Here is a 19,320-nt window from a genome sequence, read left to right on the forward strand (position 1 = left end):
ATTTCAAAAAAATCAGTAATCCTCTTCTACGGTGCCGCCTGTTTTTACCGCCTCGATGTTCTTGATAAGTCTGTCAGCCCACTTGGACTGGATGCGGTAGGAAACTCTGCCGTTGAGCTTGACTACCGAGCGTCTTTCGGTATCCTTGAAGAGCTCTATCTTGTCGGTGTAGTTTCCGCAGTTTATCTCGATGGTGAGATACGGGTCGCCGCTGACATCCTTGAAGTATATCTCCTGATTGGTCGGGCAGGTGAGCAGGTACTGATACAGCGACTTGAACAGATCGACGCTCACGTCCTTGCCGTCGCAGGTCACAGCGGTCAGTTCCCGGCTGTCGCCCTCGCCCGAGGAAGTGAGTTTGAAGTCCGCGCCGCCGTCGCCCGTTATCTTCACCTCGTTCACGTCAACGACCATATTCCAGGTCATGAGCGTGGTGATGACATTGATGGGGTCAAGATCTACCCAGGGAAGCGCAGTCGCGTCTATCTTCCAGATGCAGTCCTTGCCCTCGACGCCCTCGAAGGTGCAGTAGTAAGCCGCCGCGGCGGACTGTTCGCTGCCCTCTTCGTTCACGTCGTGGTATTCGTTTCCGATGCAGAGCTTGTAGTCGTAGCCCTCGCCCGTGAAAGTCACGACTGTGGAGGGGGCGTCAAGACCGTACTCTGCCTTCTGCTCGTCGGTGGGGAATATCACGGTCGCTTCCATAGCGGTCAGACCGTAGAGCGAGTAGATGACATCCGTGGAAGTGGTGCCGTTGAGGTAGGAGAAGATGGGCTCGGTCATGACCTGAGCCGAAGGCATATTGCTGTTGGAGCGTTCGCTCTTGCCGTCGTCGTTCTCGAACACGATGTCGTAGTCGAGGTCTTTTCTGTGGACGGTCAGCTTGCCGAAGGTGTCCTCCTCATTTGAAGCCTCGGGCTTGACCAGCAGGGTAGTATTGAGCAGGTCTTCCTTGCGGCCGAGGAATGCGGAGATGGTGGATTCCATCACCATGTAGACGTCGTCCGAACCCTTCTCGCAGAGATAGCGGTAGCGGTTCTGGTGGGCGTTGATGCCGATGAGGAAGGTGCGCTCGGTGCCGTCTGCGAACTTCACGAGGAACTCCGCTTCGGGCTCTGCGAGACCGTACTTTCCGAGGTCGGATGCGCCGCTCTCCACCAGCTTGTAGGCGGTGAGCTGAGCGGTGTCTTCGCCGATATCGCTGACCTTGCGGGCAGCGGCTTCAAGGCCTTTCAGCTCGGTTATCGAAGCCGAGGTCTTTCCGCTCTCGGAGGGTCCCATGTAGGTGAAAGTGCCGTTTGTGTTGGTAACGTCTATCTCGGCTATGTCGGTGCTTGCCACGTTTATGAGCTGAACGCTCTCGTCAACGTGCGAACTGGTGGTTGCCGCCTTGGACGAGGAGCTGTCGTCGGCAGGGACCTTGTCTGCACCCGTGAGTTTCAGGATGCCGAGGGTGCCGCCGAGTGCCGCCAGCACGACAGTGCCGATGACGAGTCCCTTTACTTTTTCGTTCATGCGCCGATCACCTGTTCTTTCTTCTCAGCCAGATAACAAGACCCGTGATGAGCGTCACCGCAGGGATAACGCCGATGAAGATGATCTTCAGGTTGCGTATCTGCTCGGCTGTGATGTCGAAGATGTTGGCGCTGATGACCTTCGGTTCGATGGTCATGCCTGTGCTGGTCTTGCCTGTCATGCCGTTGATAAGGCTGAGGATGTAGGTGCGGTTCTGGAACTGGTTGAACATGAGGAACTGGTCGGATACCATTTCGGAAGAGCCCAGCACAAGAATGTTCGAGTACACAGCTCCGCCGTCCTCAAAGCTCGCCTTCGAGGAAAGTGCCGCGAAGGTCTGCTTGCCGTTTTCGAGCGCCTTGCCCGTTTCGGTGTCCATGATGCAGCCCTGATCGGTAGAGGTGACGAGCGCTTCGACCTTCTGCTTGCCGCTTTCTTCGGAGATTATCTTGATAGGTCTCGGATAAGCGAGCAGCAGCTGGGACTTTTTGGTGTCGATGCCGTCTGCAAATGTTCCCGAGATGTTGTCGGCGATGGTGTAGATCTGGCCCGAACCGCTCATGGTGAAGTGGCTCTGGTCTGTTTCAAAGGCAACGCCCTTGTCGAATTTGATGTAGTATTCCTCCAGGAATTCGTCGATATTCGGGGTCTCCTGCTGAGCGTAGTTCGCGATGTAGATGAGCTGCTTGCCCATCTTTCCGTCGTTTGCCACGAAGTCATCGACCTTCTTTATCTCGGACTCCATGTAGTCGTTCTGCGGAGCGGGTATGATGCACATATCCGCGTTTGCGGGGATGTCGTCGGTGGTGATGTTGATCTCGGTGACCGTGTAGCCGTTAGCCTGGAGCAGCTTTTTAAGGTAGCTGAGCGGTGCAAGCTCGCTTCTGCCCGTGAGGACGCATACGGTCATAGGGTTGGGATCGGTAACTGCCATCAGTGCCGAAACGAACGCCTGATCTGCGGTCGAAGCCTGAACGACGTTGTTCTGCACTGCCAGCATAAAGGCGGTAGTCTCGTCGCCGCCCGCGTACTGGGTGAGGTAGTCGCTGCCGCTCATGCCGTAGCCCTGAGTCTGCTGCTCAAATTCATCTGTGAGGGTGATGAGGTCGAGCAGGGATACCTGACGTATCTTTTTGAGGGGCTTGTCATTGTCGTCATACATCTGATTGCCGTTGTCGTCGAGAGAGGGCGATTCAACAATGATGCTGTAGTTGCCGATGGTGTAATCGGAGTACTCGCTGACGATGTCGGGGTTGGAGTCGATGTCGATGTACTCTGCCTTGATGCGGCTGTTGTACTCGCAGTAGCGCTTTATTACCTCGTTCGCCTGCTTGGTGTAGTCGTTGACGGCGGTGAAATTCTCTTCCTTCGCGAATACCTTGATGGTAACGTCAGCGCTGATGTCTTTTACATACTTCTCCGACTCTTCGGAGATGCTGTACTTCGAGTTCTTTGTAAGGTCAAGGCTCAGGGGGTATTTCTTGAAGATGATACCTGCGATGATGTTCACGAGAACGACTGCCGCCACGAAAATGATGGTGGTGACTGTCGCCATAGTGCCGTGCCTGAGCTTCTTGTGGTCTTTCTTAGCTTTTTGGGTGTCGGGAGAAACAGTCTCCTCCGCTTCGGAAAGCTTATCCTTTTCCTTTTCTTCCATTGGATATCAGCCTCCTTTGCGTTATGCCCAGCGGCGTTTGTCGAGGACACGCACCGCAAGGAACAGGAATATTACACACGCGCTGATGAAGAACAGCACGTTGGAAAGGTCGAACAGGCCGTATGTGAAGCCCGTGTATCTCTCGTAGAAGGAGAGGGTGTTCAGCAGCTTCTGTACGGGTGCCCACGGAAGGAGCGAACCGATAACGGAAAGGATGTTCACGGCGAGAATCGTGATGAAGCTCACAACTGCCGCTACGACCTGGCTTTCGGTAAGGCTGCTGCAAAAGATGCCTATGGCGATGAACGCCGCGCCGTAAAGTTCAAGTCCGAGTATGTTTCCGATGATGACCATCCACTCGACTTCGCCGAAGCCTGCAACGATGACCGCATAGACCACGGTCACTGCGACTGCGCAGGTGAATACCAGCAGAGCCGCGAGAAATTTGCCCGCAACGATGCCGCCGAGACTTACGGGGGCGGTCAGCAGGCACTGGTCGGTCTTGGTGCGCTTGTCGTCAGCCATCGTGCGCATGGTGAGTATCGGTATGAGCACGACGAGTATCATCATCAGGTTGCCGAACATACCTTTCATGTCTGTGCTGCCCGACTGTATGGATGTGCTTGTGAAGAAAAATGCCGAGAACAGATAGAAAGCGGCAAGAAAAATGTAACCTATCGGCGAGGTGAAATAGCTCTGTACCTCGCGCCTGAAAATCGCGCCCATTATTTTGCCTCCTCTGGTTCCGTACTGCCGAGAGTGAGCTTCAGGAATATATCCTCAAGGCTCAGCTCGGCGCTCTTCAGTTCGAGTATCGGGCAGTCCAGCTTGGACATCTCCCTGAAAAGCTCGCGGCGGATGTCAACGCCCTCTTCGCTCTCGATGCGGTATTCGATAACGCCTTCGCGTTCGTTCACCTGCTTGCAGAGCTCGACGCCCTCGATATTCAGAACAGCCTTTGCGACCTTCTCATACTCTCCCTCGATCTTCGCGGTGAGTATATGCGAACCCTGTAACTTGTCTGAAAGAGCGGTCTCGGTATCATCCGCGACTATCTTTCCCTCGTTGATAACGATGATCTTGTCGCAGACCGCCTGCACCTCGCTCAGGATATGTGAGGAGAGGATGACGGTGTGGTTCTTGCCGAGGCGCTTTATCAGCGTGCGTATCTCGATTATCTGCTTGGGGTCAAGACCTACGGTAGGCTCGTCGAGGATGAGCACGGGGGGATTTCCCACCAGCGCCTGTGCAAGCCCGACACGCTGTCTGTAACCCTTCGACAGGTTGCCGATGATGCGTCCGTAAACGTGGTCTATCTTCACAAGATTGCAGATGTCCTTGAGGTGTGAGACTCTCGGCAGCTTGCATTTCTTGAGGTCGTATATGAAGTTTAAGTACTCCTTGACCGTCATGTCCATGTAAAGCGGCGGCAGTTCTGGCAGGTAGCCGATGTTTTTCTTCGCCTTGAGCGGATTTTCAAGGATGTCCACTCCGTCGATGAGTGCCTTTCCGCCTGTCGAGGAAATGTAGCCCGTGAGCATATTCATGGTAGTGGACTTTCCCGCGCCGTTCGGTCCGAGAAAGCCCAGTATCTCGCCGTCATTTGCGGTGAACGAGATGCCGTCAACGGCGTGTTTGTCACCGTAATGCTTGGACAGATTCTGTACCTCTATCAAAGTGTATCACTTCCCAAAATAGAATTATCAAACAACAGTAACTATTGTAAAGCCCTGCTGTGATAGAAAAATGACAGTATAACGAAAGATGTTCGGCTCAGAACATCTTGATGAGCAGAAATATTCCGACGCTGAGCAGGACCGCGGCGATCATGGCCGCGATCTTTATGACAGTTTCGGCTTTTTCGTTCGCTTCGATGTCGCGCTCGACGCTGATGTTGCATTTTTCGAGCCATGATGCGAGCTTGTCGGCGTTTTCGTATTCCGCAAGCGAGACCTGCACCAGCTTTTCCTCGCCGTGATACAGCTTCAGCGAACTCAGAGCACCGAGTTTTGCGGAAGTGATGTCCGAACAATGGTATTCTCTGCCGTTTATCGTTATCGAAGTGCCGTTTACTGCTATCCTTTTCTTGCAGTAGTGGAGCAGACCAAATATCAGAAAAGCGATTGCTGCCGCCAGAATAACTGCGCCCGCTATGATATATCCGCGGTCGTATTCCCTGTGCATCAGCATCTGCACAAAGTCCTTAACGCCTATCTTGATCGTTGCGCCGAGCATAAAAACGCAGATGGACAATACGCCTATCTTCGTTTCGCCCGAAGCCCTGACCTCGAACTGCGTGCCGTTAATATCCTCGCCGTCGAGAGCGTGACCTAAGTTTTCAAGCTGTTCCTTCACGTTTTCGTTCTGTTCTTTGGCGATATCCGAAAACATTTTGAAATCTGCCATTTTTATTCCTCATTTTACTGTCTCAAAATATCTCTTTGTATGATCCGTATTTCTGCCGATCTCCTCGCGAAGGTCGGAGAAGCTGGCAAAACGCTGTTCGGGCCGCACGAATTCATACAGCTCGGTAGTCAGCACCCTGCCGTAAAGGTCGCCGTCGTAGTCGAGTATGAATGTCTCGGCAAGAGGTCTTTCCCTGCTTCCGACGGTGGGTTTGACGCCTATGTTCGTCACACCTGCCAGCCATTTGCCGTCCACGCAGACCTTTGAGCAGTACACGCCGAAACGCGGGACTGCAAGACCATCGGGGATGGGCTGATTTATGGTGGGAAAGTTCCACGTCCGTCCGAGTTCGGCGCCGTGTTCCACCTTAGCGGTGATCTGCCAGCGTGAACCCAGCAGAGCGTTCGCGTGGGCGATCTCGCCGTTTCGGATAAGCTCGCGGATGCGCGTCGAGGACACAGCTTCGCCGCCGATAGACAGCTGGCTGACCGTCAGCGCTTCGATACCGCGCTCCTTGCAGAGCCTTTCCAGGTCGGCGGCGTTTGCGCAGCCGCCTTTCCCGAAGGTGAAGTCGTAGCCGCAGACTGCGCAGACGCAGTGCATCCGTCCGATAAGGATATCCTCGACGAATTCTTCGGGAGACTGTTCCTTCAGTGCGCCGAAATCCGCTTCGCAGACGTATTCCATGCCGAGTTCTTCAAACCTTGCGATCTTGTCGTCATTTGTGAGCAGAGCGTCGAGCCTGCCCTTGGATGTGACGGAAAGTGTATCAAAGGTGAATACCGCAGGCAGAGCGTGAAGCTCGCGTGCGCGTTTTTTCGCCGCCGCCAGCACTCTCCTGTGACCGAGATGCACTCCGTCGAATAATCCGAGCGCCGCCACGGTATTCGCGCCGATACGCTCGTTCTGATCTATCACTATCATGTTTTTCTCAATAAAAGTTAGTTTTCCGTCTTAGCCCGCCGTCAACGAAGCCGCCCAGTCCGAGCAGTACCCCGTCAAAGCCGTAGATGCGGTAGATCTCCGCAGTTTCGGACATCTGCACCTGATGTGTGCCGAGCTTGACGCCGTTTTTGTACAGAGCCGTTTCGCGTTCGCCTAGCCGTATCACGGGGTAGGGCGAGAACACGCTGTCAACGGGGCAGAGCAGTCCCTCGGGGATGCCCTCCGCGCACAGCTCCGCGATCTCCTCTATCGTGCGGCATTTTTCGAGAGTGAGCCCGTTTGAGCGGGTGCGAACGAGCGAAGTCATAGCTCCGCCGCAGCCCAGCGCCTGTCCGAGGTCGTCTATCACAGTGCGAACGTAAGTTCCGCTGCCGCAGTCTATTTCGAGCCTGCCCTCACGGGTCTGCTCGTCGTAATCGGTCAGTGTGAGCCTGTCGATGTGAACGGGTCTTGCCTGACGCTCAACGGTCTTGCCTTCACGGGCGAGTTCGTAGAGTTTTTTTCCGCCCACCTTGACAGCCGAATACATGGGCGGCAGCTGCATTATGTCGCCCGTGAGGGACGGCAGCCGCGCTTCGATATCGGCTCTTGTCACAGCCATGTCGCTGGTGCCGAGCGTTTCGCCCGTAGTGTCCTGCGTGTCGGTGGTGATGCCGAGCCTGAAACCCGCGATGTAGCTTTTTCCGCTGTCGGGCATTATCCCGAAGCACTTTGTCGCCTTTCCGACGAGTACGGGCAGTACGCCCGTCGCCATCGGGTCGAGGGTGCCGCCGTGACCGAGGCGCTTCATGTGAAGCACTCCGCGCAGCTTGCCCACCACGTCAAAGCTCGTCCAGCCTTCGGGCTTGTTGACCGCGAGTATGCCGATCGGTTCGTTTTTTATGTCAGCCATCCAGCACCTCTTTGACAGCCGCCTTGACCTGAGCCTTCACTTCTTCGAGAGTACCCTTGATCTCGCAGCCTGCGGCACGGATGTGACCGCCGCCGCCGAACCGCTTGCAGAACGCCGAAGCGTCCGCTTCCTCGGTGGTACGCACGCTGAGCTTGAACCGATCCTCGTGACGCTGCTTTATCGTGATGCCCATCACCGCACCCTCAACAGAGAGGGGCAGCTGAGCAAGTCCGTCGAATTCGGCAGGGTCTGCGCCGCTTTTTTCCATCAGTTCGGTGGTGAGAGTGATGACGGTGCATCTGCCGCCGAACCAGAATTCCATATCCTTCGTCATCATCTGTTCGATGTGCATCCTTGCGCGGCTCTTTAGGTCGAACATCTTGCGGTTTATCAGCGCAAAGTCGAAGTCGTAGCCCATGAGCTTAGCCGCGGCGATGTGTGTGTCGGGGGTGGTGTTGCTGAATTTGAAGCAGCCCGTGTCGGTAGCGATGCCCGTGTAAAGGCACATAGCTTCGATATCGTTCAGCTCTATCCCCTGATCCTCCGCGAAGGCGAAGATTATCTGTGCGGCAGCCGCAGCAGACGCATCGAGCACCGTTTCCTTTGCGAACATCTTGTTCGAGATGTGGTGGTCGATGCAGAGGTCTATCCTGCCTGCATACTGCGACAGTCCCGAACCCAGCAGCTGTTCGTCGGCGATGTCCACCGCGATTATCGTTTGGGGCTCGAAGTCCTGCGTATAGTAGCCCTCGTACAGAAAGCTGTATCTGTCGGGGAACGGCTCACTGTTTGTGACGTTTGCCTGTTTGCCCATGCGTCTGAGCATACTGCACAGTCCGAAGCCGCAGCCCACGGTGTCGCCGTCGGGGCTTTTGTGTGTGAGAATAAGATACCTGTCATGTTCATCCAGGTATTTTTTCAGTTCTGCAAATTCCACGAATTACTCCTCTTCCGTGTCGCCTGCATCCTCTCGTTCGTCAAGCTCTTTTGATATCGCCTTGAGCTTATCGAAGATGCGCTGCGAGCTTTCGCCCGAGTTGTCGGCGATGAATTTCAGGTCGGGGCACTTGCGGAGCCCCAGTACGTTCGAGATCTCGCGCTTGATGATGCCTGTTGCCGAGGTGAGTCCCTTTACAGCGTCAGCGGTCTGTTTCTCGCCGCCGAAGCCCGAGATATACACCTTGCAGTAGCTGCCGTCGTGGGACACTTCGCAGCGTGTAACGGTGAGCTGTTCACCTCCGCCGATACGGGGGTCTTTCAGCTCTCTCATCTTCGCGAATACGATGCGGCGGATATCCTCCGCCATTCTTCCTGCTTTGTAGCTTGGCATTTGGTTCTCCTTGGTCTGTATATTTCTGTAGCTTGATAAAACAGATCAAAGAGACAAGAGCAGGGATGAAGCGTCATCCTGTTTCTCTTATCTCTCATCTGTCGTCTGTGACTTTAGTCGCGGTACTCTTCCATCACGTAAGCCTCGAAGATGTCGCCTTCCTTGAAGTCAGCGAACTTCTCAAGGGTGATGCCGCACTCGAAGCTCTCCGCAACTTCCTTGACGTCGTCCTTGAAGCGCTTGAGGGAGCTCATCTTGTCGTCTGCGATGATGATACCGTCGCGGACTACGCGGATAAGATCGTTCCTGCCGATCTTGCCGCTCTGTACGTATGCGCCCGCAACAGCGCCGACGCCTGTGATCTTGTATACCTGACGAACCTCGACGCGGGCAGTATCCACCTCGCGGAACTTGGGAGCGAGCATACCCTTCATAGCGGTCTCGATCTCCTCGATCGCGTCGTAGATTATGCGGTAGAGGCGGATGTCAACGCCTGCCTGCTCCGCGCTCTCCTTGGCAACGGGGTCGGGACGAACGTTGAAGCCTACGATGATAGCGTTGGAAGCGTTTGCGAGCATAACGTCGCTCTCGCTTACGGCACCTACGGCGCCGTGGATAACGCGTACTCTTACCTCATCGTTCGAGAGCTTCTCCAGCGACTGGCGTACAGCCTCTACGGAGCCCTGAACGTCTGCCTTTACGATGATGGGCAGTTCCTTCATCTCGCCCTCGCTGATCTGGCTGAACAGGTTGTCGAGGGTTACCTTTGTGAACTTGCTGAACTGCTCTTCCTTAGCCTGCTGCTTGCGCTGTTCAACGAGCTCTCTTGCGAGCTTTTCGTCCTGTACGGCGTTGAACTGGTCGCCTGCGCCCGGAACTTCCGCGAGACCCGTGATCTCAACAGGAGTGGACGGACCTGCCTTGTCGATGGAGCGTCCCTTGTCGTTGGTCATGGTGCGGACTCTGCCGACAGACATACCTGCGATGATGACATCGCCCTTGTGCAGTGTGCCCTGCTGAACGAGCAGGGTAGCAACAGGGCCCTTGCCCTTGTCGAGACGAGCTTCGATAACTGCGCCCTTAGCCAGCTTGTCGGGGTTAGCCTTCAGCTCCTGAACGTCAGCCACAAGGAGGATGCTTTCGAGCAGATCCTCGATGCCCTCGCCTGTCTTGGCCGAAACGGGCACGCAGATAACGTCGCCGCCCCACTCCTCGACAACGAGGTCGTGCTCGGTGAGCTGCTGCTTGATGCGGTCGGGGTTAGCGCCCTCCTTATCCATCTTGTTGATGGCGACGATGACCTGAACGCCCGCAGCCTTTGCGTGGTTGATAGACTCTATGGTCTGGGGCATGATACCGTCGTCGGCAGCTACAACGAGCACCGCGATATCGGTGATGTCGGCACCTCTTGCACGCATGGAAGTGAATGCCTCATGTCCGGGAGTATCGAGGAAGGTGATCTTGCGGTTGTCGTGGTATACCTGATAAGCACCGATGTGCTGGGTGATACCGCCTGCCTCGCCGTCAGCGATATGTGCGTTTCTGATCCTGTCGAGGATAGAGGTCTTACCGTGATCGACGTGACCCATAACAACTACTACAGGGCAGCGCTCCTTGAGGCTTTCGGGAGCGTCCTCTTCCTCGGAAATAAGTCTCTCCTCGATAGTAACGATAACTTCGTGTTCTACCTTTGCGCCGAGTTCTTCTGCAACGAGTGCTGCGGTATCGAAGTCGATGACCTCATTGAGGGAAGCCATAACGCCGAGCATCATCAGCTTCTTGATTACTTCGGAAGCGGTGACCTTCAGTCTGGTAGCCAGCTCGGAAACAACGATCTCGTCGGGGATCATTACCTTGAGCTGCTGCTTTCTTGCTCTCTCAAGTTCGAGACGGCGGAGCTTCTCCTGCTCGGTCTCCTTGTTGTGAGAGAATCTGTCCTTCTTGCGCTGCTGCGACTTCTGGGTGATCTTCTGCTTCTTGGTCACGTTGTCGCGCTTCTTGCCGCCGCCCTGTTTAGCGTCAGCCATATTGTCGTACTTCTCGTTGTACTTGTCGAGCTCTACGTAGCTGCCGCGGGTATCGACGGTGTGGTAGCTGGTCTGCTTCTTCTCGTCCTCGGAAACAGTGTAGCCCTTGTCGTCGCCCGAGCTCTTGCCGATGAGGGTCTTCTTCTCACCGTGCTCCTGCTTCTTAGCCTTCTGCTTTTCGGGCTTCTTGGGCTTAGCGGGTTCGGGTTTCTTTTCTTCCTTGACCTCAGCAGGCTTTGTCTCGGCCTTGGGTTCTTCCGCCTTGGGCTCTTCGGTCTTGGGAGCCTCGGTCTTTACAGGCTCGGGCTTCTTTTCTTCCTTGACGGGAGCAGCCTTCTTTTCGGGCTTGGGAGCTTCAGCGGGCTCAGCCTTAGCGGCAGGCTTCTTGGTCTCCTTTGCGGGCTTCTTCTCCTCGGCAGGCTTTTCGGGAGCTACGTTGTTTGCGAAATACGCGTCAAAGCTGTCCACCTGATTGTTCTGGGTGAAGAACTCCATTACGTAGCACACTTCCTCGGGAGTGAGCATCGAGCCGCTCTTCTTGGGCTCGCCGCCGAGGTCAGCAAGACACTCTATGACCTTAGCGGTATTTGTATTTATGTCCTTTGCAAGCTCCGAGAGCTTGATCTTGTTTGTCTTTGATTTCATAGGCAGCCTCCTTAAATATCATTGAAAAACTCGTTGATGTCGGCAGAAACATCCTCTGCGCCCTTTGCAAGGCTTTTGGCGAAACCCGGATCGGTAACGGCGATTATCCCCGTGACCTTTCCGACCGCGCTGCCGATCTGCTGCATCGTCATGCCGAGCCTATATACCGGCACTCCGTTTTTTGCACCGCAGAAGCGCATTTCCTTGAGCGATCTTGCCGAAAGGTCGCTTGCTGTGAACACTGCCTTAGCCTCGCCCAGATCGCAGGCGGACTTTGCGGTATCCATTCCGAGCTTCATGCGGCCTGCCTTGCGGCAGATGCCGAGCAGCCCAGACTTGTCATTCGTCATTTTCCAGCTCACGCTCCATTCCGTCATAGATATCGCCGCTTATCTCGCAGGAAAAAGCGCGTTCAAAGCGCTTGGCCTTTCTTGCTGCGCGGAAGCAGTCCGCACTGCGGCATATATATGCGCCCCTGCCCGATTTCTTTCCGGTCAGGTCGAGCGATATCTCGCCCTCGGCGTTCTTGACTACTCTTATAAGCTCACGCTTCGGCTTCATCTCGTTGCAGCCGAGGCACATTCTCATAGGTATCTTCTTCTGCTTCATTATTCCTCGCTATCTGCTGCGGCAGCTTCGGGAGCCGTCTCAGCTGCTTCTTCGGGTGCAGCCTCGGGCTGTTCCTCAGCCTGCTTTTTCATCTCGGCAGCCTGAACGTCAGACATGATGTCGATCTTGAAGCCTGTCAGTCCTGCTGCGAGTCTTGCGTTCTGACCCTTGTTGCCGATAGCGAGTGAGAGCTGGTTTGCTGGAACGACTACCTTGCACTCGGGTGTCTCGGCTTCCTTGTTGACGGTAACGCTGATGACCTGTGCGGGAGCGAGTGCTCTTGCGATGAATTCCTCTTCGTCCTCGCTGTAGGGGATGATGTCGATCTTTTCGCCGCCGAGCTCTGCGACTACCGCGGAAATTCTCGACTTCTTCGGGCCGATGCAGGCGCCTATAGCGTCGACGTTGGGGTCGTTGCTCCTTACTGCGAGCTTCGAGCGGGAACCTGCGACTCTCGAAATGCCCATTACCTCAACGACGCCGTCGTGTATCTCGGGCACCTCGGTCTCGAAGAGTCTCTTGACGAGGTTCTTGTGAGTTCTCGATATTTTAAGTGAGGGCTTCTTCTCGGGGTTGGCGATGCCTACCACGTATACCTTTATAAGGTCGCCCGGAACGAGCACTTCGCCGGGGATCTGCTCCTTGTGGACGAGGTAAACCTCGCTCTTGTCCATGCTGAGCACGGCGTTGCCTGTCTTGCCCTCTATGCGTTCTACCTTAGCGGTCACGCACTCATAGAGCTTGTCGTTGAACTGCTCGATGATGCGTGCTCTCTCGTGGTTCTTGAGTTCGTGCTTGATCTGCTGTTTTGCGTTCTGTACCGCAACTCTTCCGAAGGTCGCGGGGGAAACTGCGATGAGGCACATACCGCCTACGTGGCAGTTGGGGTCGATGGTGCGTGCTTCCTCGATGTTGATCTCGTTGTAATCGTCGAGGGGCTCGTCGTCAACTACGAGCTTGAGGATGCCCATCTCGAAAGTGCCTGTCTCGGCATTGATCTCACATCTGATGTTATCACAGTTGGGGTTCTCTTTCTTGATAGCCTTTACAACGCCCTGCTTGATGATCTCGGCGAGCTGTTCGGACGAAAGTCCGTTGTCGGCTCCCATCTCGCTAAGTGCCGCAAAAAAATCTCTGTTCATTTTTTTAAACCGATCCTTTCTGAATGTAGGTTTTTTAGCTGTTTTTATCCGATCAGAAGAGATCCTGATCGTCGTTTAAGTTTACCGAAGCGCATTCCTTGTAAGTGAACTGCGCGGTCGATGTCGGCTTGCCCTCGTCGTCCACTTCAAACGCAAGAGTGAAGCCCTCGTCGGTGCTGTCTGCCAGCAGACCCGTGAAGTCCTTCTGACCGTCCCTCGCCTTGTAGAGTTTTACGCGCACTTCGTCGCCCGTACAGACCTCGAAGTGTTCGCGCCTTGTGAGCTTTCTGCCGAGTCCGGGGCTTCCTGCCTCGAAGATGTAGTTCTGAGTGATGAAGTCCTCAGCGTCGAGCACTTCATTGTAAGCGCGGGAGAATTCCTCGCAGATATTCATATCGATGCCCTCATCGCGGTCGATGAATATCCTCAGATACCATAGCGCTCCTTCTTTTTCAAAGCGCACATCCCAAAGGTAGAGTCCCAGTCTTTCGCAGATAGGCTCGGCGAGCTGTCGTGCTTTATCGACTGTATTCATTCGATCTCCTCCTGATATAAAATCAAAAGACCGGTCTTTCGATCGGTCCTTTCTCTGAGATATTGTAGTTATTATACCACAAAATCACGTAAAATGCAAGTACCCGAGCGGAATTTTTCGTTTCAAGGATGAATAATCAATTAACTCTGAGTAAATTTTATTGATCTTCCGTCTTTGCACCGCTTTTTGCCTGTGATTTTGTAGCCTCCATAACGTCATAAAGCTGCTGCTTGAATTCGTTGGAGGGGGTAAAGTGTTTTTCATCGCTCCAGGTTCCCGACGGGGTCAGTGTCTCCGCAGGTCTGATCTGTTTTTCGAGCATAGCCTTGATGTAGGCCCTGTGTTCCTTGTACTCGTTTTCCGAGAGGTTGGTAGCGCTGTTCGAGCCGATCTTGCTGTAGATGTTATCAAGGCTCGCGGAGGTCATCTCCACCTGATCGAAAGCGTTGTTGATAAGCTCTGTCAGGGCGACTCCGAGGAATTCCATATTGCCCTGTTTGCCCGATGAGAACACGGGCGACTGGAGTATCAGCCTTATCTGTTTGCCCGAGAGTGCCACAGCCTTGTTCGGGCGGAGCGAGATGTCGTTGTCGCCGTTCTTGTCGAGGTAGTAGAGTTCTTCCTCGGGGGCGTAGGTGATGCCGCCGACTATGTCACAGATGTCCTCAAAGGAGCTGTTGGTCACAGTCGCGTAGTAATTTGTGCTGATGCCGAAGGTGTTGTCAACAGCGGTCTGGAGCTGTCTGATGCCGCCCTCAGCGTATACCTCGCGGAAATTCTTGCCTTCGTCCACCGTGCTGACGGTATAGGATGAGATGGGCACCACGATGACTCTCGCCTGTTCGGGGCAGATCCTCAGCACGAACAGGTCGGCGAGGGCGTCCTTTGCGTTGACTCTTGCGTAGAGGGTGTTGTAGGAATCGATGTAGGTGTCTGAGATATTAGCGTCCGCGCCGTGTTTGGTGGAGAGCTTGTTTACTATCATCTTCGCGAAAAGTCCGAACACTCCGAGAAATATCAGCAGAGTAGTGAAGTATATCAGTGCTACGGGAGCCTGCGAACGTCTCCTGCGTTTTTTTGTTCCGGTCTTTGCTGTCTTTGCCATTTTCCCTATCCTTATCCTTTCAGATCTTCATCTATCTGATCCTTATATATCATTACCGTCGCAAGGTGAGCCTTCTGAGCCATTCGCACCGTCTGAGCGGTACCCGAGTGCAGCTTTTCGCGGCTCTTGAGATAGCCTATCAGTGCCGAGGAGCAGTTCACCATGAATTGGTTCCGCACCTTGTAGCATCCGTCGGTATACTTTCCGAAGAACACGAACGTGCAGAAGGCGGAGTCGAGCGCCTGCTTGTAGATGCTGCGTTCGCGGGGCGTCTTCATCTCGCGTATCTGTCCCGTGTAGGGGACTGCGCACACGAGCCTGACTTCGGGCGCGATGTCGGGGATGTTGAGCAGGATGTCCGCCGCAAGGATGTCAAATCCGCTGGACATACCCGTGATGAACACGTCGTACCCCGAAAGGAGCTGTACTCTGATGAGCAGTTCGAGCCGTTCGCGCAGAGCCCTCATGCCCTCGCTGTCCTCGCTGCCGCCGTCGGGAAGGTCTTTGAGTCTGTGACCCGTAAAGCAGCATATCCTGTGCCTGCCGAGCTTTTGCAGCTCGTCGGGTATCTCGGCGCTGCCGTGCGTGTCGATTATCGTGGGAATATGCTGCATCAAAAAAACTCACCTCACGGCATTACTCATATTATTATAACACATTATTCCCGACATTTCAATAGGGAATGCAAATTTTTTTCGATAAGGGAGATGATGCGGGATTTTTTTTATATTTGTGCAGAAATCGTTGACAATTTGAGAATAATAGGTTATAATAAGATAATAAAATACTTTTTCCGCGAAGAGGTGAGATGAATGGGTTTATTTGGAGCAAAGGGCGAAAGAGTCAGTATCCATGACAGAAAGCTGGATGATTCGGAGTACCGTTCGACTATAAAGGGCGACGACCCCCGCATCATCGGTATGCTCGACAAGAACGTTTCGGTCATCATCAAGAATGAGACCGCTCTTGACCATCACATCGATTACAGTATATACATATGCCTGACGGGCAAAGCCTGCGCCGAGACTATGAAGAATCTCCGCGCAAAAAAGGGTGATACCATCTCTGCAAAGATGATGAGGCTGGGTAATGTCCTTCTGACTGCTTTTGACAGACAGGAATGCCGCGCAGTTTTTCTGTACGGTCTGTCCGACCTGCGCGAGGTCATCGCAAAGCGCGACCTTGAATGTATAAAGGAGCTGCTTGAGGATTACAATACCCTCTACCGCCGCGCTGTGGGCGAGATGACGACCCTTCAGGTGTACGAGAAGCTGAAGAAAAAGTTCGTGTATGTTGTAGGTACCCTTCCGCGCCTCGACGCAAACGGTACCCGCAGACTTACTCCCGATATCGACGTTGAGAAGTTCGAGTGGATAGGCGACGATGCACGCACATCCGCGCTCTGCTATCTGGACAAGCGCACCGCAAAGGTCGGCAGACCCGACGCGCTCACTTCCTCGATACGACTCGGCGAGTTCACCGAGGGCTTCGGCTCCGTGATCCTTGAGGGCAATTCTGCCAACTGGCTCGAATTCAACGCATCCGACCTCGACCTGATATGACTTCCAAAAGAGAGACTCCCGCGGTCTCTCTTTATTTGTTAGTGAGTGCGGGTATTAACCGGGGGAAACCTTTCTGAAGAAAGGTTCTCCCCCAGACCCCCTTCCAAAGACTTTTAATATGTTTGCGGATAGATGTGGTCGGGAAGACAGGCTCTCGCCGCTTTTGGCAGGGCAGGGAATTGCTGTCGCCGCTCCCTGTGCCTGAACCTTGAAGTTTTTTGCACTCATGAACGTCTTTTTGGCAGGGGGTTCACTATTTTACAAGAGAACTACAAACATTCCGACCAATACTATTTATAATAGCAAAACACCCTTTGCTAAAAGTATTAAAAGTTTTAGGAAAGGGGGCTGGGTGAGAACCTTTTTTTATAGCCGTGCGAAGCTGAGGCGGAGGGTCTTCCCCAAGTTAGATACGCACTCTTTTCCTGTTGAGCATAAACGGGACTTAACAGATTATTTTGATTTATTTTTGTTTTTTTGGTTGCAAAAACGGCAGGGATATGTTATAATTACTTTATATTTTTATTCGGAGGTAATGCAAATGCGTCAGAACGGACATGAGTATGTGCTTATTATCGACTTCGGCGGTCAGTACAATCAGCTTATCGCGAGAAGGGTCAGAGAATGTAATGTTTACTGCGAGGTCAAGAGCTACAAGAGCATCACTATTGATGAGATAAAGGCTCTTGCTCCCGAGGGCATCATCTTCACGGGCGGTCCGCAGAGCGTTTACGGCGAGGGCGCACCCTCGATCGACAGGGAAGTGTTCGAGCTGGGCGTTCCCGTGCTGGGCATCTGCTACGGTTCGCAGCTGATGGCTCATGTGCTCGGCGGCAAGGTGCAGACCTGCACTACCTCTGAGTACGGCAAGACCGAGACTTACTACGATCCCGACTGTCTGCTTTTCGGAAAGACGGGCAGCAAGGCTGTTTCGTGGATGAGCCACACCGATTATATCGCCGAGATACCCGACGGCTTCACCATCACCGCTCACACCGACAACTGTCCCGTTGCGGCTATGGCGAATGAGGAGAAGCGTCTGTACGCAGTGCAGTTCCACCCCGAAGTTAACCACACCGAGAACGGTCTTTCGATGCTCGACGCATTCCTCAAGAAAGTCTGCGGCTGCAAGGGCGACTGGACGATGGAAAGCTACGCCGAGACCGCTATCCGTGACATCCGCGAGAAGGTCGGCGACGGCAAGGTGCTGCTGGCTCTGTCGGGCGGTGTTGACAGCTCTGTTCTGGCGGCTCTGCTCTCGAAGGCTATCGGCAATCAGCTGACCGCGATATTCGTCGATCACGGTTTCATGCGCAAGAACGAGGGCGACGAGGTCGAGGCGGCGTTCGCTGACTGGGACATCAATTTCGTCCGCGTCAATGCGAAGGACAGGTTTATGGCGAGACTCAACGGCGTGAGCGACCCCGAGACCAAGCGCAAGACCATCGGCGAGGAGTTCATCCGCGTGTTCGAGGCTGAGGCAAAGAAGATCGGCGCTGTTGATTTCCTTGCGCAGGGCACCATTTATCCCGACGTTATCGAGTCGGGAAGCGGCGACGCGGCAGTCATCAAGAGCCACCACAACGTCGGCGGTCTGCCTGATTATGTTGACTTCAAGGACATCATCGAGCCGCTGAGGATGCTGTTCAAGGACGAGACCAGAAAGCTCGGTCAGGAGCTGGGTCTCTCTGAGACGCTGGTGTGGAGACAGCCGTTCCCGGGTCCCGGACTTGCGATACGCATCATGGGCGAGATCACCGATGAAAAGCTGACCATCCTCCAGGACGCTGACTGGATCTTCCGTGAGGAGATCGCGAAGGCGGGTCTTGACCGCAGCATCGGACAGTATTTCGCAGTGCTGACCAACAACCGTTCGGTCGGCGTTATGGGCGATTTCCGCACCTACGACTACACGCTTGCGCTCAGAGCCGTTACTACCACCGATTTCATGACTGCCGATTTCGCACGCATCCCCTACGAGGTGCTCGAGGTCTGCTCATCGCGTATCGTTAACGAGGTGGGACACATCAACCGCGTTGTGTATGATGTTACTACTAAGCCGCCTGCTACTATTGAGTGGGAATAATGCAAATACTTGCTGAAACAGCGTAATACCGTGCTTTTCGTGGTATAGTTAAGCTGAATGGCACCGATTTGGCAACATTTTTCTATCATCGGCAACAGTATAAAAATAATTGTCTGAAAAGATAAGAGCTATCTGATTCGTATTTGAATCGGATAGCTCTTTTTGTTAGTATTTGTAATATAGGAGATCATTATCTTTTAAACATTTTTCTATAATTTCAGTTGCATTTTTATAAGGAATTTGAAAAAACTCTCTATCACTTCTAAGTCTATATTGAGATAATTCTTTGTGAATCATCTTTTCAGCCAGTTTACAATCTTTTACTCTAAAAACAGCTCTTGGTGAAATCGGATATACAACTCCCGTTGCAGAGTTTATTTCTTGAACTCTTTTTAATACATTCCTTTTAGTCATTCCTATTTTTAGTAGTTCTTTATCTTCGCGGCGAGATAGGATATATATATATTCATCATTATCTTCATTATGAATATCAAAATTAAGAAAGTTGTTTATGTAAACACAAATATTAGTTTGTAATAGCTTATTTTTTATCCTTTTGATTTCATCTAAATTATTGTTTTTTATGCAAGTTCGCAAACCAGCTAAAAGTCTAACAAATTCTTTGTTTTCAAAGTAATTTGGATAATCAAAGTACATATAAACAGTAAACCAATCCCATTGATCTTGTTTAATAATTCGATTAAACAACCCCTTAACCATGCTTATATCATCTAATATATTGATTTCATAAGTTGCTATTGGATTGTTTATGTATGCAAGTATTATTTTAAGCGATTTTCTGTATTTTGTTTGTGTTTCAGGTTTTAATGGTGCAGAACCAAATCCCCACTTAGGTATCACTAC

General features: G+C 53.1%; 19 protein-coding genes. 2 read left to right on the forward strand and 17 right to left on the reverse strand.

Annotated elements, in window-relative coordinates; genetic code table 11:
• Positions 1-12: 12 nt before the first annotated feature.
• The 16 genes from BT142_RS11200 to BT142_RS11275 all read right to left on the reverse strand — a co-directional run bounded on the left by BT142_RS11200 (position 13) and on the right by BT142_RS11275 (position 15,422).
• Complete coding sequence (locus BT142_RS11200; protein WP_072418285.1) at positions 13-1,515, reverse strand: DUF4340 domain-containing protein; 1,503 nt, start codon at positions 1,513-1,515, stop codon at positions 13-15.
• A 7-nt stretch (positions 1,516-1,522) separates the two neighbouring features.
• Positions 1,523-3,172 carry a GldG family protein gene (locus tag BT142_RS11205; RefSeq protein ID WP_072418286.1) on the reverse strand — a complete coding sequence of 550 codons (1,650 nt, stop codon included), beginning with the start codon at positions 3,170-3,172 and terminating at the stop codon, positions 1,523-1,525.
• Positions 3,173-3,193: 21 nt separating this feature from the next.
• Positions 3,194-3,898: an ABC transporter permease subunit gene (locus tag BT142_RS11210; RefSeq protein WP_072418287.1), complete on the reverse strand. Its 705-nt coding sequence runs from the start codon at positions 3,896-3,898 to the stop codon at positions 3,194-3,196.
• A complete protein-coding gene (locus BT142_RS11215) occupies positions 3,898-4,848 on the reverse strand; it encodes an ABC transporter ATP-binding protein (RefSeq protein ID WP_072418288.1) in 951 nt (316 codons plus the stop codon). Before BT142_RS11215 ends, BT142_RS11210 begins: the two co-directional genes overlap by 1 nt.
• Before the next feature lie 97 nt (positions 4,849-4,945).
• The gene (locus BT142_RS11220; protein WP_072418289.1) at positions 4,946-5,578 is read right to left on the reverse strand and encodes a hypothetical protein; all 633 of its coding nucleotides are present in this window, start codon (positions 5,576-5,578) and stop codon (positions 4,946-4,948) included.
• 9 nt (positions 5,579-5,587) lie between these two features.
• A complete protein-coding gene (gene ribF / locus BT142_RS11225) occupies positions 5,588-6,502 on the reverse strand; it encodes a riboflavin biosynthesis protein RibF (RefSeq protein WP_072418290.1) in 915 nt (304 codons plus the stop codon).
• A gap of 7 nt (positions 6,503-6,509) precedes the next feature.
• The gene (truB, locus tag BT142_RS11230) at positions 6,510-7,415 is read right to left on the reverse strand and encodes a tRNA pseudouridine(55) synthase TruB (RefSeq protein ID WP_072418291.1); all 906 of its coding nucleotides are present in this window, start codon (positions 7,413-7,415) and stop codon (positions 6,510-6,512) included.
• Entirely contained in the window at positions 7,408-8,352 is a 945-nt protein-coding gene (locus BT142_RS11235; protein ID WP_072418292.1) for a DHH family phosphoesterase, read from the reverse strand. Before BT142_RS11235 ends, truB begins: the two co-directional genes overlap by 8 nt.
• Before the next feature lie 3 nt (positions 8,353-8,355).
• Entirely contained in the window at positions 8,356-8,745 is a 390-nt protein-coding gene (gene rbfA / locus BT142_RS11240) for a 30S ribosome-binding factor RbfA (protein ID WP_072418293.1), read from the reverse strand.
• 113 nt (positions 8,746-8,858) lie between these two features.
• Positions 8,859-11,417 (reverse strand): translation initiation factor IF-2, encoded by a 2,559-nt coding sequence (infB, locus tag BT142_RS11245; protein ID WP_072418294.1) that lies wholly within the window; start codon positions 11,415-11,417, stop codon positions 8,859-8,861.
• An 11-nt stretch (positions 11,418-11,428) separates the two neighbouring features.
• Positions 11,429-11,794, reverse strand: a complete 366-nt coding sequence (locus BT142_RS11250) for a L7Ae/L30e/S12e/Gadd45 family ribosomal protein (protein WP_242871967.1) — start codon at positions 11,792-11,794, stop codon at positions 11,429-11,431.
• Positions 11,757-12,026, reverse strand: a complete 270-nt coding sequence (locus tag BT142_RS11255; protein WP_072418296.1) for an RNase P modulator RnpM — start codon at positions 12,024-12,026, stop codon at positions 11,757-11,759. Before BT142_RS11255 ends, BT142_RS11250 begins: the two co-directional genes overlap by 38 nt.
• Entirely contained in the window at positions 12,026-13,168 is a 1,143-nt protein-coding gene (gene nusA, locus BT142_RS11260) for a transcription termination factor NusA (RefSeq protein WP_072418297.1), read from the reverse strand. Before nusA ends, BT142_RS11255 begins: the two co-directional genes overlap by 1 nt.
• 52 nt (positions 13,169-13,220) lie before the next feature.
• Positions 13,221-13,703 (reverse strand): ribosome maturation factor RimP, encoded by a 483-nt coding sequence (gene rimP, locus BT142_RS11265; protein ID WP_072418298.1) that lies wholly within the window; start codon positions 13,701-13,703, stop codon positions 13,221-13,223.
• Positions 13,704-13,860: 157 nt separating this feature from the next.
• Positions 13,861-14,808: an LCP family glycopolymer transferase gene (locus BT142_RS11270; RefSeq protein WP_072418299.1), complete on the reverse strand. Its 948-nt coding sequence runs from the start codon at positions 14,806-14,808 to the stop codon at positions 13,861-13,863.
• 11 nt (positions 14,809-14,819) lie between these two features.
• The gene (locus BT142_RS11275; RefSeq protein ID WP_084659443.1) at positions 14,820-15,422 is read right to left on the reverse strand and encodes an SLOG family protein; all 603 of its coding nucleotides are present in this window, start codon (positions 15,420-15,422) and stop codon (positions 14,820-14,822) included.
• 198 nt (positions 15,423-15,620) lie between these two features.
• On the opposite strand from BT142_RS11275, the gene BT142_RS11280 reads away from it, so the two are divergent.
• Positions 15,621-16,370, forward strand: a complete 750-nt coding sequence (locus BT142_RS11280; RefSeq protein ID WP_072418300.1) for a hypothetical protein — start codon at positions 15,621-15,623, stop codon at positions 16,368-16,370.
• Between the two features lie 541 nt (positions 16,371-16,911).
• A complete protein-coding gene (guaA, locus tag BT142_RS11285) occupies positions 16,912-18,456 on the forward strand; it encodes a glutamine-hydrolyzing GMP synthase (protein ID WP_072418301.1) in 1,545 nt (514 codons plus the stop codon).
• Positions 18,457-18,621: 165 nt separating this feature from the next.
• Here the strand turns inward: guaA and BT142_RS11290 are convergent, their stop codons facing one another.
• Complete coding sequence (locus tag BT142_RS11290) at positions 18,622-19,317, reverse strand: GIY-YIG nuclease family protein (protein ID WP_175444933.1); 696 nt, start codon at positions 19,315-19,317, stop codon at positions 18,622-18,624.
• Positions 19,318-19,320: the final 3 nt, after the last annotated feature.

The sequence above is a fragment of the Ruminococcus sp. YE71 genome (assembly GCF_900119155.1).
Lineage (GTDB): Bacteria > Bacillota > Clostridia > Oscillospirales > Ruminococcaceae > YE71.

Coding starts and splice junctions, on each gene's coding strand:
- BT142_RS11200 (WP_072418285.1), bottom strand. CDS start 1,515: ATGAACGAAAAAGTAAAGGGACTCGTCATCGGCACTGTCGTGCTGGCG.
- BT142_RS11205 (WP_072418286.1), bottom strand. CDS start 3,172: ATGGAAGAAAAGGAAAAGGATAAGCTTTCCGAAGCGGAGGAGACTGTT.
- BT142_RS11210 (WP_072418287.1), bottom strand. CDS start 3,898: ATGGGCGCGATTTTCAGGCGCGAGGTACAGAGCTATTTCACCTCGCCG.
- BT142_RS11220 (WP_072418289.1), bottom strand. CDS start 5,578: ATGGCAGATTTCAAAATGTTTTCGGATATCGCCAAAGAACAGAACGAA.
- ribF (WP_072418290.1), bottom strand. CDS start 6,502: ATGATAGTGATAGATCAGAACGAGCGTATCGGCGCGAATACCGTGGCG.
- truB (WP_072418291.1), bottom strand. CDS start 7,415: ATGGCTGACATAAAAAACGAACCGATCGGCATACTCGCGGTCAACAAG.
- rbfA (WP_072418293.1), bottom strand. CDS start 8,745: ATGCCAAGCTACAAAGCAGGAAGAATGGCGGAGGATATCCGCCGCATC.
- infB (WP_072418294.1), bottom strand. CDS start 11,417: ATGAAATCAAAGACAAACAAGATCAAGCTCTCGGAGCTTGCAAAGGAC.
- BT142_RS11250 (WP_242871967.1), bottom strand. CDS start 11,794: ATGACGGAATGGAGCGTGAGCTGGAAAATGACGAATGACAAGTCTGGG.
- BT142_RS11255 (WP_072418296.1), bottom strand. CDS start 12,026: ATGAAGCAGAAGAAGATACCTATGAGAATGTGCCTCGGCTGCAACGAG.
- nusA (WP_072418297.1), bottom strand. CDS start 13,168: ATGAACAGAGATTTTTTTGCGGCACTTAGCGAGATGGGAGCCGACAAC.
- rimP (WP_072418298.1), bottom strand. CDS start 13,703: ATGAATACAGTCGATAAAGCACGACAGCTCGCCGAGCCTATCTGCGAA.
- BT142_RS11270 (WP_072418299.1), bottom strand. CDS start 14,808: ATGGCAAAGACAGCAAAGACCGGAACAAAAAAACGCAGGAGACGTTCG.
- BT142_RS11275 (WP_084659443.1), bottom strand. CDS start 15,422: ATGCAGCATATTCCCACGATAATCGACACGCACGGCAGCGCCGAGATA.
- BT142_RS11280 (WP_072418300.1), top strand. CDS start 15,621: ATGGGTTTATTTGGAGCAAAGGGCGAAAGAGTCAGTATCCATGACAGA.
- guaA (WP_072418301.1), top strand. CDS start 16,912: ATGCGTCAGAACGGACATGAGTATGTGCTTATTATCGACTTCGGCGGT.